General features: G+C 72.3%; 14 protein-coding genes. 9 read left to right on the plus strand and 5 right to left on the minus strand.

Features of this window, described 5'->3' with window-relative positions; all coding sequences use genetic code 11:
• The first annotated feature begins 15 nt into the window (after nt 1–15).
• The 3 genes from OHU74_RS33750 to OHU74_RS33760 all read left to right on the plus strand — a co-directional run bounded on the left by OHU74_RS33750 (nt 16) and on the right by OHU74_RS33760 (nt 4,876).
• Entirely contained in the window at nt 16–351 is a 336-nt protein-coding gene (locus tag OHU74_RS33750; RefSeq protein WP_371619445.1) for a hypothetical protein, read from the plus strand.
• Nucleotides 348–3,515, plus strand: a complete 3,168-nt coding sequence (locus OHU74_RS33755) for a BTAD domain-containing putative transcriptional regulator (RefSeq protein ID WP_371619446.1) — start codon at nt 348–350, stop codon at nt 3,513–3,515. Before OHU74_RS33750 ends, OHU74_RS33755 begins: the two co-directional genes overlap by 4 nt.
• A gap of 80 nt (nt 3,516–3,595) precedes the next feature.
• Entirely contained in the window at nt 3,596–4,876 is a 1,281-nt protein-coding gene (locus OHU74_RS33760; RefSeq protein ID WP_371619447.1) for a CHAP domain-containing protein, read from the plus strand.
• A 229-nt stretch (nt 4,877–5,105) separates the two neighbouring features.
• Here the strand turns inward: OHU74_RS33760 and OHU74_RS33765 are convergent, their stop codons facing one another.
• Nucleotides 5,106–5,768, minus strand: coding sequence for a TetR/AcrR family transcriptional regulator (locus tag OHU74_RS33765; protein ID WP_371619448.1), 663 nt, complete (start codon nt 5,766–5,768; stop codon nt 5,106–5,108).
• A gap of 112 nt (nt 5,769–5,880) precedes the next feature.
• On the opposite strand from OHU74_RS33765, the gene OHU74_RS33770 reads away from it, so the two are divergent.
• Together OHU74_RS33770 and OHU74_RS33775 are read left to right on the plus strand one after the other, a co-directional pair.
• Nucleotides 5,881–6,777 (plus strand): patatin-like phospholipase family protein, encoded by an 897-nt coding sequence (locus OHU74_RS33770; protein ID WP_371619449.1) that lies wholly within the window; start codon nt 5,881–5,883, stop codon nt 6,775–6,777.
• Nucleotides 6,778–6,887: 110 nt separating this feature from the next.
• Nucleotides 6,888–8,093 carry an NAD(P)/FAD-dependent oxidoreductase gene (locus tag OHU74_RS33775; protein WP_371619450.1) on the plus strand — a complete coding sequence of 402 codons (1,206 nt, stop codon included), beginning with the start codon at nt 6,888–6,890 and terminating at the stop codon, nt 8,091–8,093.
• A 36-nt stretch (nt 8,094–8,129) separates the two neighbouring features.
• Here OHU74_RS33775 and OHU74_RS33780 read toward each other — a convergent pair whose 3' ends face one another.
• Entirely contained in the window at nt 8,130–9,311 is a 1,182-nt protein-coding gene (locus OHU74_RS33780) for an acyltransferase family protein (protein WP_371619451.1), read from the minus strand.
• 374 nt (nt 9,312–9,685) lie between these two features.
• On the opposite strand from OHU74_RS33780, the gene OHU74_RS33785 reads away from it, so the two are divergent.
• The 3 genes from OHU74_RS33785 to OHU74_RS33795 all read left to right on the plus strand — a co-directional run bounded on the left by OHU74_RS33785 (nt 9,686) and on the right by OHU74_RS33795 (nt 13,246).
• A complete protein-coding gene (locus tag OHU74_RS33785) occupies nt 9,686–11,290 on the plus strand; it encodes a phospholipase D-like domain-containing protein (RefSeq protein ID WP_371619452.1) in 1,605 nt (534 codons plus the stop codon).
• 153 nt (nt 11,291–11,443) lie between these two features.
• The gene (locus OHU74_RS33790; RefSeq protein WP_371619453.1) at nt 11,444–12,139 is read left to right on the plus strand and encodes a beta-glucanase; all 696 of its coding nucleotides are present in this window, start codon (nt 11,444–11,446) and stop codon (nt 12,137–12,139) included.
• A 27-nt stretch (nt 12,140–12,166) separates the two neighbouring features.
• Entirely contained in the window at nt 12,167–13,246 is a 1,080-nt protein-coding gene (locus OHU74_RS33795) for a WD40/YVTN/BNR-like repeat-containing protein (protein ID WP_371619454.1), read from the plus strand.
• A gap of 15 nt (nt 13,247–13,261) precedes the next feature.
• Here the strand turns inward: OHU74_RS33795 and bla are convergent, their stop codons facing one another.
• The gene (gene bla, locus OHU74_RS33800; RefSeq protein WP_371619455.1) at nt 13,262–14,242 is read right to left on the minus strand and encodes a class A beta-lactamase; all 981 of its coding nucleotides are present in this window, start codon (nt 14,240–14,242) and stop codon (nt 13,262–13,264) included.
• A gap of 65 nt (nt 14,243–14,307) precedes the next feature.
• On the opposite strand from bla, the gene OHU74_RS33805 reads away from it, so the two are divergent.
• Nucleotides 14,308–15,156 carry a class I SAM-dependent methyltransferase gene (locus OHU74_RS33805; protein ID WP_371619456.1) on the plus strand — a complete coding sequence of 283 codons (849 nt, stop codon included), beginning with the start codon at nt 14,308–14,310 and terminating at the stop codon, nt 15,154–15,156.
• A 48-nt stretch (nt 15,157–15,204) separates the two neighbouring features.
• Here OHU74_RS33805 and OHU74_RS33810 read toward each other — a convergent pair whose 3' ends face one another.
• Both OHU74_RS33810 and galU read right to left on the minus strand, forming a co-directional pair.
• On the minus strand, nt 15,205–15,690 hold the full coding sequence (locus OHU74_RS33810; RefSeq protein WP_371619457.1) for a DUF1269 domain-containing protein: 486 nt from the start codon (nt 15,688–15,690) through the stop codon (nt 15,205–15,207).
• Nucleotides 15,691–16,059: 369 nt separating this feature from the next.
• Nucleotides 16,060–16,962 (minus strand): UTP--glucose-1-phosphate uridylyltransferase GalU, encoded by a 903-nt coding sequence (gene galU, locus OHU74_RS33815; RefSeq protein ID WP_371619458.1) that lies wholly within the window; start codon nt 16,960–16,962, stop codon nt 16,060–16,062.
• Between the last annotated feature and the right edge of the window lie 26 nt (nt 16,963–16,988).

The raw sequence follows: 16,988 nt of genomic DNA on the forward strand, positions 1-16,988 counted from the left end.
TCAGGAGACAGGCCCATGCCGCTGAAGACCCCCCGCGCCCGTGCGTTGACGCTGTGGGGCCTGGCCGTCGCCCTGCTGGCTTTCACGGGTCTGTGCTTCTGTCAGGGCAAGACGCCCGCGCTCTACCCGGAGAGCAGCTGGGGCCCCTGGAGGAGTGAAACGATCGACGGCTGGTCGGCGTTCGTGAGGGTCAACTCCTGGACGCACGCCGCCCAAGCCGATCTCCACTACGGCAAGGCCGAAGACTTGTCCCTCAATGCCTACGGCGAGACGGTTCACGGTGACACCGTCATGGAGCGCATGGTCTTCACCCTCACACCCGACGGCAGGCTCACCGCGAAGCAGCGATGACAGAGACGACGAAGGCGATGGCGGTGACGACGGCGTCACTCCCGGGGGAAGCGATGGAGTTCCGACTGCTCGGACCGGTCGAAGTGGTCCGCGGGGGAAAACAGTTGGCGTTGGGCGGCCCCAAGCCGCGGACCCTGCTCGCCGCCCTGCTGCTGGCGCGCGGCCGTGTCGTATCCGTGGACCGCCTCGTCGACCAGGTGTGGAGCGAGGAGCCGCCGTCCACCGCTCGTGCGCTCGTCCAGACCTACGTCTCTTCGCTGCGCCGCGCGCTGCGGGTGGACGGACTCCTGGAGACCCGCCCTCCGGGCTACGCCCTCCACGTACCCGCCGATCACCTGGACCTCGCGCTGTTCGAGGACCGGGCCGCGCAGGGCCGGGACGCCCTCCTCTCCGGAGACCCGGAACGGGCCGCCGGTCTGCTGCGCGAGGCTTTGAACCTGTGGCGCGGCAACGCTCTGGACGGGACGGGCGGGGCCCTGCGGAGCGAGGCGCAGCATCTGGCCGAGTCGCGATGGGTGGCCCTGGAAGCCCGGACCGCCGCCGGCCTGGCCCTCGGGCGGGCGGCGGACCTCGTGGGGGAACTCTCCTCGCTGGTGGCCGAGTTACCCCTGCGGGAGCGGTTCCGGGCCCAGCTGATGAGTGCCCTCTACCGGACCGGCCGCCAGTCCGAGGCCCTGGCGGTCTATCACGAGGGGCGCCGATCGCTCGCTGACGAGCTGGGAGTCGACCCCGGTCCGGAACTGCGCCGCCTGTACGAGCTGATCGTGCGCGGCGAGCCCGACGCCGACGGCCACCGGACCGTGTCGCCACCGCAGCCGGAGCCCGCACAGCCGCAGCCCGCACAGTCGGAGCGCGCACAGCCGGAGCGCGCACCGGCTGTGCTGGTGTCCGCAGCTCTGCCCAAGCCGGCCCAACTGCCTCCCGCCGTACGTGGCTTCGTAGGCCGGGACCAGGATCTCGCCGCCCTCGTCGAAGGGGTGGGCGCGGAGGAACCCGTATGGCTGGTGTCCGGCAGCGGGGGAGTGGGGAAGTCCGCGCTCGCGGTCCACGCCGCACACCGGTTGGCGCGCGCCTATCCCGACGGACAGCTGTACGTGGACCTGCGCGGCACCCTGGGGCCGCCCGTCGCGCCGGGCGAGGCCATCGGCGGCTTCCTGCGCGCACTCGGCACGCCGGATGCCGATGTCCCCGAGGGCCTCGACGCCCGGACGGCCCGGCTGCGCAGTGCGCTGGGCGGCCGGCGGATGCTGCTCGTGCTGGACGACGCGCTGGACGAGACCCAGATCAGACCGCTGCTGCCCGGAAACCCCGACTGCGCCGTGGTGATCACCAGCAGGAACCGGCTGGCGGGGCTCGTCGGGCCGAACCGGATCGACCTCGGTGTGCTCTGCGATTCCGCCGCCGTGGAACTGCTGGCGCGCACCGCCGGTACGGACCGGGTCGCCGCCGAGCCGGCCGCGGCCGCGGAGCTGGTCCGATTGTGCGGGAACCTGCCGCTGGCCGTTCGCATCGCCGGGGCCCGGCTCGCCACCCGCAGGCACTGGGGTCTCGGGGCGCTGGTGGACCGGCTGGCCGACGAACGCCGGCGCCTGGACGAGCTGCGGGCCGGCGACCTGGAGGTGCGCTCCTGCTTCCACCTCAGCTATCGCGCCCTCGATCCGCAGGCCCGTACGGCATTCGCGCGCCTGGGCCTCCTCGGCGTGCCGGACTTCGCCGGATGGGTGCTCGCGCTCCTGCTCGACGTACCGGAACGGGTCGCCGAGGAGATCTGCGAACGCCTCGTGGACTCCCAACTCCTGGAGCCTCCGGGCGACTTCGCGGAGGCTCCCGCTCGCGGCTCCTCACCCCGCTACCGGCTCCACGACCTCCTGCGTCTCTACGCCTGCGAGCAGGCCGAGGGGAGCCAGACGGCGCAGGAGCGGACCGCCGCCATGAGCCGGGTCCTCGACGGGTGGCTCGCGCTCGTCACGTGTGCCTCGTCCGCCCAGCCCTCGGGAGCCGTGCCTCCCCAAGCCGCCCGTACGGTGTTCCCGCCCGCCTTCCAGCAGGCGGCGGCCGTGGCCACCGACAACCCGCTGGCCTGGTTCGCGGTGGAGGAGCGGGCGCTGGTGGCCGCCGTCGAGCAGGCGGCCGCACTCGGACTGGACGTGGCCGCCTGCCAACTGGCCACCGCGCTCGCGGCCTCTGCGTTCGCTGTCGGCAACCGTTTCGAGCAGTGGGACCGCGTCCACGCCACGGCTCTGGCCGCTGCCCGGCAGGCGGGCAACCCCGCCGCGGAAGCCGGCGTCCTGACGGGCCTGGGGCAACTCCGCTACGAGGAGGACCGGTACACGGACGCCGAGCGGTACTTCCGCCAGGCCCTGCCCCTCCTCGAGTCCGCCGGTGACGCCCGGGGTGTGGCGGCGGCGCTCTCCGGCCTGGGCTCGGTGAACAGGGAACGCGGACGGTTCGCTGCCGCACGCGATCAACTGACCCGGGCCCTGCGCACGTTCCAGGATCTCGGCGACCATGCGGGAATCGGGCACACGGCCCGGCTGGCCGCCTCCGTCCACCTGGAGGAAGGCACCTATCCCGCTGCCCACGCTCTGCTCACCGAGTCCCTCGCGGCCTATCGGGGGATCGGCAGCGTACGGGGGGAGGCGCTCGCCCTGCGCACACGAGGACTGGTGCACCGGGCGGCCGGGGACTACCGCACGGCCTCCGACCTGTGCGCCGAGGCCGGCGCCATGTTCCGCCGGCTCGACGACCGGCTCATGGCCGCCTACGCCGACCAGGCGCTGGTCAAGGCGCGCATCCGGCTCGGCGAGACCCGGGGCGCCGAAGGCGTCCTGGCGGCGGCCCTGCGGGAATGCGTCGAGCACCGCGACCCGCTCGGCGAGGGGCTGGTGCTGCGCACGATCGGCGAACTGGCACTGGCCGAGGGTGACTTCACCGCGGCCGAGCGGCACCTCACGGCGGCCGTCCGGATCTGGGAGGGCCTGGACCTGCCGCTCTTCTGCGCCCGCGCCGGGCGAGACCTGGCCGACGTGCACGAGGCCACCGGCGACCACGAGGCGGCGGCTCGGCGCCGCGAACAAGTCCTGCTGGTGTTCGCCGAGTTCGGCGCGCGGGAGTACGCAGAGCTGTCCGCGCGGACCACGGCCGCCGGCCCCCGCGCTTCCTGAGCTCTTGCAGCAGTTTTACAGCGCACCACGGGACTCTCTCCACCGGCGCCCGAGCGCCCCGCCCGATGGAGGAGTATCCCGTGAAACCGTCCCTGCCGAAGAACCTGCTGACCGTCGTCCTGGGCATGCTGGCCCTGCTCGCCACGGTGCTGACGACGGCGCCCGCCGCCCAGGCGGCCACCACCGGCGACATCGCCCGCGTCGCCGAACAGGAGGCGAGCCGGCCGCACGGCTGCTCGTACTACGGGGACTGCCCGGGCGGAGGCTGGTGCGCGGTGTTCGCCACCTGGGTCTGGCGGCAGGCCGGCGTGGGCGACCTGGGCGGCCTCGGCATCAGCGCGAAGGACTTCTACCAGTACGGCGTGCGGCACAACACCGTCGACCAGATACCGAACATCGGTGACGCGGTCGTCTTCAACCTCAACGGCGACGGCACCTACGCCGACCATGTCAACATCGTCGTCGCCGTCGCGGGCGACACCGTCACCACGGTGGGCGGCAACGAGAGCGGCACCGTTCAGCGCACCAGCTGGAACTGGCGCCAGGGCACCAACGCGGGAGGGCAGCACGCGAGTGCGTACGTCGCCCCCGTGGGCCTGGGCTCCGCCGTGCACGAGGTGAGCGGACTCTCCTCGGGCTGGCAGGACGGGACGGTGACCGGGGCCTCCACGTCGGCGATCAGCGCCGTGATGGTCAACGGCTACCGCACCGTCTACTCGATCCAGAACGGCCAGCTCCACGAGCGCAGCGCCGCCACCGGCTGGGGCGACGGATACATCCCCACCGGCGGGTCCGTCACCGCGGTCAGCGCGATGGTCCACAACGGAGCCCGGCTGGTGTACGTCATCCGCGACGGCGGCCTGTACGAACTGGACGGCGGCAACGGCTGGGCCATGGGCCGCATTCCCACGACCGCGCCCGTCACGGCCGTCTCGGCGATCAGCGTGAACGGCATCCGGCTCGTGTACGTCGTCGAGAACGGTGTCGTCCACGAGGTCAACGCCGGTGCGGGCTGGTCGGACTCCGCACTGCCCTCGACCAGCCAGGTGACCGCGGTGTCGGCGGTCAACCGCAGCGGCATCCGGATGCTCTACACGGTCCAGAACGGGCGGGTGCACGAGGTCGACGGGGGAGCCGGCTGGTCGAACACCCAGGTGTCGGCCACGGCGGTGAGCACCGTCTCGGCGGTGATCCACAACGGCGTCCGGCTGATCTACGCCGTCGACTCCCAGGGCCGCCTCCGCGAGTTCGACGGCGGCAACGGCTGGGCCGAGGGGACGGTCATGCCCCAGGCCGTCGGCCCGGGTTCGCTCTCGGCCATCAGTGACAACGGCATCCGCCGGGTCTACACCCTCCAGTAGCCCGGCCCGCACTCCCGCCACCGAGGGGCACCCCACCACCGGGGTGCTCCTAGGCCGTCTCTTTCGGATCTTGCCTGGTCCGCGTCGCCCGGCACCGCACCTCGCCGCACTTCCGGGGCACCCGAGTACGTCCAGTACACGGGAGCCCCGGCAGCGCGCCGAGGCACGGCACCGGACGACGCGGACCAGACCGACAAGATCCGAAAGAGACGACCTAGCCGCGTCAGCCTCACGGGGAGCGGTCCGGGCGGCTCCGGGGCGGGCCCAGCTCGCGCAGGACCCGGCCGAGTTCGGCAGCGGACAGCGGGGCCGCGGGCAGCGGATCGGCCGGGGCGGTGGCGCGCAGCCCGTCGAGGAAGAGGGCGAGGAAGCGGCGCCAGGAGTCCGGTACGGCGGCGGTCAGGGCCGGGACGGCCCGGCCGACGGCGGCCAGGGCGAGGAGCAGGTCCTGCGTGGTGACGTCGGCGCGCATCGTGCCCTGCCGCTGCGCGCGCCCGATCAGCAGGTCGAGGGTCTCCCGGTTGTGCGCGTGCACGGCCTCCAGCGAACCGGCCCCCTCCAGGCCCGTGGTCATCAGGTCGTTGGCACCGCGGTCGGCGGCCAGTCCCGCGAAGACCTGTTCGAGGTACCCGGTCAGGCCGGCCCAGGCGTCTTCGGCGCTCCGCGCCAGCGCGCCGGCGGTGACGGTGTGGGCCAGCGCCCCCGCGAAGACGGCCTCCACCAGCTGCGCGCGGGTGGGGAAATGCCGGTACAGGGTGGCGTTGCCGACGCGCGCCCGGCGGGCGATGTCGTCGAGCGGGGCGTCCAATCCGCGCTGTGCGAAGGTCTCGCGGGCCGCCTCGACCAGTAGGTCGCGGTTGCGTCGCGCGTCGCGCCGCAGGGGCATCGTCATCGTCGCTCCAACTCCTCCGAAGAAAGCGGGGACCACTCCCCAGTTCCCATGCTATCGTCGATCCCGGAAACGGGGGGCATTCCCTGGTTAAGCTTCGGGAAGGGGCGGGAACATGGCGGACACGGCCTTGGTACTGGGTGGCGGGGGAACGATCGGCCTCGCCTGGACGGTCGGCATGATGGCCGGACTGGCCGAAGCGGGCATCGACCTCTCGTGCGCCGACGTCACGATCGGCACCTCCGCCGGCTCCGTGCTCGGGGCCCGCCTCGCCTCGGGCCTGAGCGCCGAGGAGCTCTACGCCGAACAGCTGGACGGCGCCCCGAAGATCGACGTCGAGGTCACCCTCGGCCAGACCGCCCGCTTCCTCTGGGCCGCACTCGGATCCCGCGACCCGCAGCGCTCCGTGCAGCGCCTCGGCCGGGCCGCGCTGGCCGCCGACACCGCCCCCGAATCGGCGGTCCACGAGGCGATCGCCGTCCTGCTGGGCGGCGTACGGGACTGGCCCGGCTCGGACTTGCGCCTGACCGGAGTGGATGCCCGGACCGGGGCCCTGGAAGTCTTCGACGCCACCTCGGGCGTCACCCTCCCCGAGGCGGTGGCCGCGAGCTGCGCGGTGCCCGTGCTCTGGCCGCCCGTGTCGATGGCCGGCCGCCGCTGGATGGACGGCGGCAGCCGCTCGACGGCCAATGTCCACCTCGCCCGCGGCCATCGGCGGGTCGTCGCCATCGCCCCGATCCCGAAGGCGGTGGGTCCGCACCCGAGCGCGACCGAGCAGGGCGCGGAACTCGCCGAGGACGGGACGCCGGTGGCGGTCCTCACCCCCGACCGCGCCTCGCGCAAGGCCTTCGGCCGCAACATGCTCGACCAGACCCGCTGCGCCGCCGCGGCCCGCGCCGGCCGCACCCAGGCCGCCGAGTGCGTGGACACCGTACGCGCGGTCTGGAACGCCCCGGCCGAAGACCAGCCCGTACGACAGGAGGCGCGCGGCGGCGGTCGTCCCGCGCGCTGACCCCACCACCGCCGACCGCAGTGACCTGCCTCACGCCGCCCCGCACCGTGTCACAGCGCGCGGGCGTGCCCTGTCTTAGAGGCCGACAACCGCTCGAACAAGGAGAGACCATGAACGGCAACACCGAAGTCCTCGTCATCGGCGGCGGATACGCGGGCGTCATGGCGGCCAACCGCCTCACCGGCCGCGAGGACGTGAGCGTGACCCTGATCAACCCGCGGGCGAGCTTCGTCCACCGGATCCGGCTGCACCAGTTGGCGGCCGGCACCGACGAGGCCGTCGTCGAATACCGCGAGGTCCTGGCCGAGGGCGTCCAGCTGGTGGTCGACACCGTCTCCGACATCGACGCGGCCGGCCGCAACGTGGCGCTGGCCTCCGGCGGCACGGTCGACTACGACTACCTCGTCTACGCGGTGGGCAGCGGCAGCGCCGACCCGGGCGTGCCGGGAGCGACCGAGTTCGCCCACCCGATCGCCACTCTGGAGGACGCGCAGCGGCTGCGCCCGGCGCTCGAAGCGGCCCTGCGAGGTGCCGCGGTGACGGTGGTCGGGGCCGGCCCGACCGGCATCGAGACCGCCGCCGAGCTCGCGGAGCAGGGCCGCACGGTGACGCTGGTCTGCGGCGGGGTCCTGGGCCCGTACCTGCACCCCCGGGGCCGGCGCTCGGTCGCAGGCCGACTGGCCAAGCTCGGTGTGACCGTCCTCGACGGGCCCGACGCGAAGGTCGTCGCCGTGAAGCGTGACGCCGTACGGCTCGCCGACGGCCGCGAACTGCCGAGCACGGTGACCATCTGGACCGCCGGATTCGGTGTGCCGGACCTGGCCGCCCGCAGCGGGCTCAGCACCGACGCCCTGGGCCGGCTGCTCACGGACGAGACGCTGACCAGCGTGGACGACGAACGCATCGTCGCCGCCGGGGACTCGGCGGCCCCCTCGGGCCTGCCGCTGCGGATGAGCTGCCAGGCCGCGATGCCGCTGGGAGCGCGGGCCGCCGACACGGTGCTCAGCCGGATCGGGGCGGAGCGGCCCGCGACCCTCAATCAGGTGTTCGGCGCCCAGTGCATCAGCCTCGGCCGGAATGCAGGCATCTTCCAGTTCGCCGACAAGCTCGACGCCGCCGTGTGGTTCAACATCGACGGCCGGCCCGGAGCCAAGCTCAAGGAGTTCGTGTGCAAGGTCGTCGTCAAGCACCTGGCCGAGGAAGCGCACAAGCCCGGCGGATACAAGCTGCACCTCAACTCGCGGGGCGGCACGCGCCAGAACCTGGTCGAAGCCCAGCGCACCGGGGCGCCCGCCACCGAACGGACGGCGGCCTAGGCCGTCTCCATCAGGGGCGGAGCGATGGCGCGAGCCCTAGCCGACGGGACTGCTGACGGGGATCTGGAGCTCTTCCGATGGCCCGGCGGTCGGGGCCTGGGCGGCCTGGGCCTGGACGCCGGGCGTGGTGCGGGGGCGCTTGCGGGCGGGGGTGTTGCGGCGTACGTCGTCCACCCCGCGCCGCATCGCGTCGCGGAGCCACTTGCCGACGGGGCGCTCCACCAGCCGGTGGATCAGCCAGGCGGTGACCATCATCAGTACGGTCACCGAGACCAGGAGGACGGCCGCCGGAACCCGGTTGCGGAAGTGGTGGATCAGGGTCATCCCGATGTACATGTGGATGAGATAGAACGGGTACGTGATCGCCCCGGCGGTCGAAAGCCACTTCCACTGGATCTTGTCGAAGGCGCCGAGCGCGATCGCGGCGATGATGCCGAACCCGGCGATCATGATCAGTCGGACCGGCCAGGTGGGCAGCAGGTCGGCCGCGGCCTTGCCCAGGTTGATTTCCATCCGGTAATGCACGTAGCGCTGGGACAGCAGCAGCTGCATCAGGACGATCGCCCACAGCATGGGGTTCGAGCCGTAGCGGCGCATGAGGTAGAAGGCGATGCCCGCGATGAAGAACGGCGCGTAGGTGGGCATCGCGAATGCGGCGAGCAGGGGAGAGCCGAGCGAGGGCGCCAGCGCCGCGGCCACGGTCCAGACCCCGCAGAAGACGACCATGTTGCGGTAGGTGACTCCGCAGAGGACGACGACCGCCATCAGCACGTAGAACTTGAGCTCGACGAAGAGCGTCCAGTAGACGTCGTCGATGTTCCGGGTGTTGTTGCCGGCCTGCAGCATCGTCAGGTTGACGAGGACGTCGTCCCAGCCGCGTATGGAGTGGACCTCCGGCCAGATCTTCACGACCAGCGCGGTGAGGGGCACGGCGACCCAGTAGGCCGGGAAGAGCCGGGAGACCCGCGATATGGCGAAGTCGCCGACCGTGCGTCCCCAGACGCTCATGCATATGACGAAGCCGCTGACCACGAAGAAGATTTCGACCCCGAGCCACCCGAACTGGGCGAAGTTCTGGAGGGTCGGAAAGATCGTGGCCGGGTCGTGGCCCCAGGGGCGACTCAGAGCTGCGTAGTGGTACACGACCACCATCAGCGCGGCGACCAGGCGGAGCCCGTCGAGGGCCGCGAGTCTGGTCTTGAGCCCAGGCTGGGGCATGGTGAAACCTCCGTGCCGCCACCGGCGGCACCCTGCAGTGAGAGGGAAGCCCCAACGGGTCCGCGGACGCAGGCCCGGCGTTACCTGTGGGGAACTTGTGTGCGGCACATGTTCTCATGGAATTTAAAGACGGCCGTTGTGTCGACGGACACACGGGGGGCTCTCCTGGCCGAAGGGTGCCGGTGCGGCCCCTGCCTCGGCGCCTCGCGCCACCCCCTGAACCCGCTGCTGGGCGGCTCGGGTTCGGGTGGCCGGAACTCGACCGAGGCGGATGAACGGATGGCTACCTGCTGGTAACTTGCAGGAGTTGATCAAGGTCGAAGCCGTGGCCGACCGCGCCCCGGCCAGAGCCATCCCTCAGTCAAGGAACCACATTGGCACGCACCGCCCGTACGGCCGCCCTCGTCTCCACGACGGCCCTCACGCTCGGCTTCTCACTCCTCGGCGCCACCGCCCCCGCCTCCGCCGCGGACGCGCCCACACCGCACCTGGACTCGATCGAGCAGACCCTGCGCCAGGTCTCCCCGGGCCTGGAGGGCTCGGTCTGGGAGCGGACCTCCGGCAACCGGCTCGGCTCGTCCGAGCCCGGAGGCGCCGACTGGCTGCTCCAGACGCCCGGCTGCTGGGGTGACGCCGCGTGCGTGGACCGGCCCGGATCGCGCCGTCTCCTGGAGAAGATGCGCCAGGACATCGCCGGCGCCCGGCAGACGGTGGACATATCGACGCTGGCACCCTTCCCCAACGGCGGCTACCAGGAGGCGATCGTCGCGGGCCTCAGGGAATCCGCCCAGAAGGGCAACCGGTTGAAGGTGCGCATCATGGTGGGCGCCGCGCCCATCTACCACTCCACGGTGATCCCCTCGTCCTACCGGGACGAACTGCTGGCCAAGCTGGGCCCGGCCGCCGCGGGCAACATCACCCTCAACGTGGCCTCGATGACCACCTCGAAGACCGATTTCTCCTGGAACCACTCCAAGCTGGTCGTGGTGGACGGCAGTTCGGTGATCACCGGCGGCATCAACAGCTGGAAGGACGACTACCTCGAGACCTCCCACCCGGTCAGCGACGTCGACCTCGCGCTCTCCGGGCCGGCGGCCGGCTCCGCGGGCCGCTACCTGGACTCCCTGTGGGACTGGACCTGCCGCAACAAGAGCAACTGGAGCTCGGTCTGGTTCGCCGCCTCGCCCGGCGCCGGCTGCATGCCCTCGCTGCCCCGGCCCGCCTCCCCGCCGGCAGGGGACGTACCCGCGCTCGCGGTCGGCGGTCTCGGCGTGGGCATCCGCCAGAACGACCCGACCTCCTCCTTCCGCCCGGTCCTGCCCACCGCGGGCGACACCAAGTGCGGGATCGGCATCCACGACAACACCAACGCCGACCGGGACTACGACACGGTCAACCCGGAGGAGAGCGCCCTGCGCGCCCTGGTCTCCAGCGCGACCTCGCACATCGAGATCTCCCAGCAGGACGTGCACGCCACCTGCCCCCCGCTGCCCCGCTACGACGTACGCCTCTACGACGCCCTCGCCCAGAAGCTCACCTCCGGCGTGAAGGTCCGCATCGTCGTGAGCGACCCGGCGAACCGCGGGACGATCGGCAGCGGCGGCTACTCGCAGATCAAGTCGCTCTCCGAGGTGAGCGACGCCCTGCGCGGCCGGGTGGCGGCCCTCACCGGTGACGGCGCCCGGGCGCGGACGGCCCTGTGCGAGAACCTCCAGCTGGCCACGTTCCGCGCTTCCGACCAGCCCACCTGGGCGGACGGCAAGCCCTACGCCCAGCACCACAAGCTGGTGTCGGTCGACGGTTCGGCCTTCTACATCGGCTCCAAGAACCTCTACCCGTCCTGGCTGCAGGACTTCGGGTACGTCGTCGAGAGCCCGGCCGCGGCGGCCCAGCTCAAGAGCGACCTGCTGGACCCGCAGTGGCGGTACTCCCAGACCACCGCGACCTACGACTACACCCGCGGCCTCTGCCAGGGCTGACGGCCCCCGCGCCGCCCCGCCCGGTCAGCCCCGCCCCGCCATGACAGATCGGACACCCTCACTGGAGCGGAGAGTTACCACTCGATCGCTATAAGTGAGAATTCCGGGTGTGGCGGGGCGGCTGGCGGGCAGATCACAGTCATGGTCTCGGACATGCTCGAACGACTGCGGCACCTGGCCCGCCCGCGCCGCACCCCCGTCTTCACCGCCGACTTCACCTCACCCGCCCAGTGGATCGCCGGCCGCTCGTGGGCGTATCCCGACGGCGGCCCGGTCAACCCCGGGGACAACAAACTCGACCACCTCGTCGCCGACCCGGCCTACAGCCGCGGCGGGCTCTTCCGGGCGACCCTGCGCCCCGACGGCTACTGGGACAGCGGGCTCCTCACCACCGAGGGCAGCGACGAGGACTTCTCCGTGCGCACCGGCGACGTGCTGGAGGCCCGGGTGAAGCTGCCGGTGCAGCGGGGCGCCTGGCCCGCGATCTGGACCTGGCGCGACGGAGGCCAGGAGATCGACGTCTTCGAGTACCACCCCGACAACCCGGACCTGCTGGAGCTCTCCAACCACGTCCGGGAGGCGCACCGCTACCACCGCGACCCTGCGATCCGGCCCGGTGCGTGGATCGACCTGAAGGTCGAGTTCGGGAAGGGCTCGGTCGTCTGGTGGGTCAACGGCGTACGCGTCTTCGGCGACGGCAGGGGAGTGGGCCGCGGCTGGTCCGCGTACCTCATCGTCAACCTCTCGGTCTCCGCGGGCCGGTACCACCCGGCGCCGGAGCCCGAGGTCACGGAGCTGTCCTACGAGGTCTCGCAACTGCGGGTGTACCGGACGCGCCCTGGACGCTGAATCCCCGGTGCGTTAGCTTCCGGCGCCATGAGACTTCTGGGAGTTGGCATGTGCGCGGCGGCTCTGCTGCTGGGGGTGGTGGCCTCCCCGGCGCAGGCCGCGGGTGAGTTACGGGACCTCCGGGGCGCGTCCTGGGCGCTGAAGGCGACCGGCAAGGACGCCCGCTTCCGGGGGCTGGCGGCTGTCAGCCGGTCCACGGCCTGGGTGGCCGGATCCAAGGGAACCGTACTGCGCACCTCTGACGGAGGGCGCAGCTGGCGGGACGTCTCGCCCCCGGCGGCCGTCGCGGACGGGCTGGAACTGCGGGACATCGAGGCCTTCGACGGGCGGCGCGCCGTGGCCCTGTCCATCGGGGAGGGCGAGGCCTCCAGGGTGCTGCGCACCGAGGACGGCGGTGCCACGTGGACCGAAACCTTCCGCAACCCCGACCCGCGGGCCTTCTACGACTGCCTCACCTTCTTCGACGCCCGGCACGGGCTCGCGATGAGCGACCCCGTGGACGGGAAGTTCCGCATCCTGTCCACGGACGACGGCGGGCGGAGCTGGCGGGTCCTGCCGAACGCCGGGATGCCCGAAGCGCTGCCCGGTGAGGCGGGCTTCGCGGCCAGCGGTCAGTGCCTGGTGGCCGCCGGGCCCCGCGATGTCTGGCTGGCGACCGGCGGGGGCGCGGTCGCACGGGTCCTGCACTCGGCGGACCGCGGCCTGACCTGGCAGGCCGCCGACTCCACCATCCCGGCGGGGGACCCGGCGCGCGGGGTCTTCGCCCTCGCCTTCCGCGACCGTACGAGGGGCCTCGCGGTCGGCGGTGACTACCGCACCGGGCAGGCCTCCCCGCAGGCCGCGGCGGTGTCCTCGGACGCGGGCCGCACCTGGCGCCAGGCTCCGGTACCGCCGCCGGCCTACCGCTCGGGCGCGGCCTGGTTCCCGTACGGCGCCGGCACGGCTCTGGCGGTGGGCCCGACGGGCACGGACGTGACCGGGGACGGCGGCCGCACCTGGCGGCCGCTGGACCCGGGGTCGTTCGACACGGTCGCCTGCTCGGCCGACGGCGGCTGCTGGGCGGCGGGGGAGAAGGGGCGGGTCGGGCGCCTGGAATCGGCGGGGTAGGCGGGGTCGGCGCGGTCAACTCCCGGTCAGGGCCGCTGCCAGGAGTTCGGCGGTCCGGGCGATGAGGGGGTTGTCGGCCGGGGCGTCGGGGTCGGGCTTGGTCGTCAGGACCGCGATCACGAGGGGCGGGCGGCCGGGCGGCCAGGCGATGGCCACGTCGTTGTTGGTGCCGTGCCGCCCTCCTCCGGTCTTGTCCGCGACGGTCCAGGCCGGAGGCAGACCGGCCCGCAGCCGTTCGCCACCCGTGGTGTTGCCCAGCAGCCAGCCGGTGAGCCGCTGCCGGTCCGCGGGCGCGAGCGCAGTTCCTAGGACGAGGCGCTCGTAGGTCCGTCCGATGGCCTGCGGGGTGGTGGTGTCGGTGACCCGCCCGGGTTCGGCGGAGTTCAGGTCAGGTTCCCAACGGTCCAGACGGGTCGTCGGGTCCCCGGTCGATCGGGCGAAGCGGGTGATGGCGGTCGGGCCGCCCAGCTCGCGCAGGAGGAGGTTGGCGGCGGCGTTGTCGCTGAAGCGGATCGTGGCGTCGCTCAGCTCCGCGACCGTCATGCCGACGGCGAGGTTCTCCGGCTTGCCGGTGATCGGGGCGTGACCGGAGGCGGTGACCTCCTGCTCGGAGTAGTGGACGCGCTTGGCCAGGAACTCCCCGTCCCGGTCGAGGTCGCGCAGTACGGCGGCCACGGCCAGCGTCTTGAAGACCGAGCACATCGGGAAGAGCTCCTGTGCCCGGTACTTCACGGTGCGGCCGGTGGCGGTGTCGCGTGCGTAGACGCCCAGGCGGGCGGAGTGCTCCCGTTCCAGCTCCGCCAGCCGGTGCGCCACCGCGTCCCCGCCACCGCCACCGCCGCCGGTGGTCGCAGTCGCGGTCGCAGTCGCGGTCGCAGTCGCAGTCGCGGTTGCGGCGAAGGCGCTCCCGTCCGCCGCCAGCGGGGCCGCCAGCGCCGCTGCGGCCCCCCACGCGAGCACGGTGCGTCGGGACGGGGTCTTTCCTGTGATGTCCACGGTCGTCCTCTTCCTCTCCGGACCAAGATCTCAACCGTATGCCCGGTCTCTGGGAGGATCGACGGGTGAACGAGCACGAGAACGGTCGCGAATCCGGACACGACACCGAGTCGGACAGCGGCGGCCAGGGCTATCTGCTGGACAACCGGCAGGCTCAGGCGGGTGTCCGCTTCCGCGCCCTGGCGGAGTTGTTCGACCCCGTCACCTTCCGGCACGTCGACCGGCTCGGCATCGGCGCCGGGATGAGGTGCTGGGAGGTCGGGGCCGGCGGTCCCTCCGTACCCCTCGGACTGGCCGAGCGGGTCGGCCCGACGGGAGCGGTGCTCGCCACGGACATCGACGTCTCCTGGACCCGGGAGTTCGCGGGCGGGGTCGTCGACGTGGTCCGGCACGACGTCGCGGCCGATCCGCCGCCGTCGCCCGGTTCCTTCGACCTCGTCCACGCACGGCTGGTCCTGGTGCACGTGGCCGAGCGCGCCGAGGCGGTACGCCGGATGGTACGGGCACTGCGGCCCGGCGGCTGGCTCCTGCTCGAAGACGCCGACCCCATGCTGCAACCGCGGCTGTGCCCGGAGGAGTCGGGCCCCGAGGAACGGCTGGCGAACCGGCTGCGGTCCGGATTCCGCACCTTGATGGCGGCCCGCGGCGCGGACCTCTCCTTCGGGCGGACCCTGCCGAGGGTGCTCCGCGCGGCGGGCCTGGCAGAGGTGGGAGCCGACGCGTACTTCCCCATCACCTCCCCGGCCTGCGCCGTACTGGAGGCCGCGACGGTGCGCCAGATCCGCGGACGCCTGGTGGCCGAGCGGCTCGCGGAGGACGAGGAGATCGACCGGCACCTGGCGAACGTGGCCGCCGGCCGACTCGACCTGGCCACGGCCCCGATGATCTCGGCCTGGGGCCGCCGGCCGCTCTAGGGGGTGTCGCCACCCTCCCGTCTGCCCCGCCCTCGGCGCGGCTTCGGCTCAGGCGGCGAAGACCTCGCGGAGCTTGGCCTCGTCCGCGGTGGAGAGGTTGCTGCGGATGAGCTGGGCGCTGCCCGTCGGGAAGGCGTCGTGCACACGGTCCACGACGGCGTCGGAGGTGAGCAGGAAGAGGGCCGAGGTACCGGGCTTGACCTCTTCCCGGACGCTGTCGATGAACTCGTCGTCTATGCCGACGTCGGAGAGGGAACCACCGATGGCCCCGCCGATGGCGCCCAGGGCGGCGCCGAGCAGGGGCACGAAGAAGATCAGCCCGAAGAGCATGCCCCAGAAGGTCCCGGACAGCGCGCCGGCGGCCGTCAAGTTGTTGAGCTGCTTGGTCCTGGGCTGCTTGCGGTCCTCGGGCCAGGACACCACGGCGGCGTCGTGGATCTGGATGAGCCCCTGCTTCTGGAGGGCCAGCAGGGTGCTTTCGACCCCGGCGGCGGCGTCGGGACCGGCGAACTTCCAGGCGGTGAGCGTCGACATGTCGTTCTCCTTCGAACAGCGGGAGGGGGATGTGAACCGTGCGTCCCGCCCGTTGTGGAGGGGGACGCACGGCTGTCATCCGAACACCGCTCGCCGAACCGCGCACTTCGAGGGCGGCGGTGGTCCGGTCCCGGCAGAGCGGGTCACGGGAGTGATGGCATGTCAGTGCTGGCGGGAGCCGCCCGAGTCACGCCTCTGGCCTCGCGCGCACCCGTAGGCCATACGGGTGAGAGCCGCCGAAGCCGCAGGTCAGTGACGGTCCCAACACAGCCTGTGCGCACGTCCGGTGACCGGATGCGGAATCTGACGGCCTAGACCGCAGCCGCCGCCTCCACCAGCGTCGCCTGCTGACGCCGGCCCGGGGGCGGGTCAGCTGCCCTCCGCCACCAGCTGCCTCAGCCACGCCCTGAAATCGGGCCCCAGGTCCTCGCGTTCGCAGGCGAGGCGGACGATGGTGCGCAGGTAGTCGCCGCGGTCGCCGGTGTCGTACCGCCGCCCCTTGAAGACGACGCCGTGCACCGGGCCGCCGATGGTCTCGTCCTCCGCGAGGCGGCGCAGCGCATCGGTGAGCTGGATCTCGCCGCCGCGGCCGGGCTCGGTGGTGCGTAGCACCTCGAACACCGCGGGGTCCAGGACGTACCGTCCGATGACCACGTGGTTGCTCGGGGCCTCGCCCGGGGCGGGCTTCTCCACCAGGTCGGTGATCCGCACCACGTCCTCGTCCGCGGTGGGCCGCACGGAGGCGCAGCCGTAGAGGTGGACCTGGTCGGGGTCGACCTCCATGAGTGCGACCACGCTGCCCCCGAACTCCTGACGCACCTCGGCCATGCGCGTCAGGAGGGGGTCGCGCGGGTCGATCAGGTCGTCGCCGAGCAGCACCACGAACGGCTCGTCCCCGACGTGCGGCTGGGCGCAGAGCACCGCGTGGCCCAGGCCCCGCGGATCGCCCTGGCGGACGTAGTGCAGCGTCGCGGGGTCGGCGGACTGCTCGATCCGCGACAGGCGTTCGTAGTCGCCCTTGCGCCGCAGGGTGTCTTCGAGCTCGCAGTTGCGGTCGAAGTGCTCCTCCAGGGCGTACTTGTTGCGGCCCGTGATCATCAGCACGTCCGTGAGCCCGGCGGCGAGCGCCTCCTCGACCACGTACTGGATGGCCGGTTTGTCGACCACCGGAAGCATTTCCTTGGGAGTCGCCTTGGTCGCCGGGAGGAACCTGGTCCCGAGCCCGGCCGCGGGGATGACGGCTTTGACGAGTCCGGAATGTGCTGTGTTCACGAAGGATGCTTCCACTTCATACGGAT

The sequence above is a fragment of the Streptomyces sp. NBC_00454 genome, from assembly GCF_041434015.1.
Taxonomy (GTDB): Bacteria; Actinomycetota; Actinomycetes; order Streptomycetales; family Streptomycetaceae; genus Streptomyces.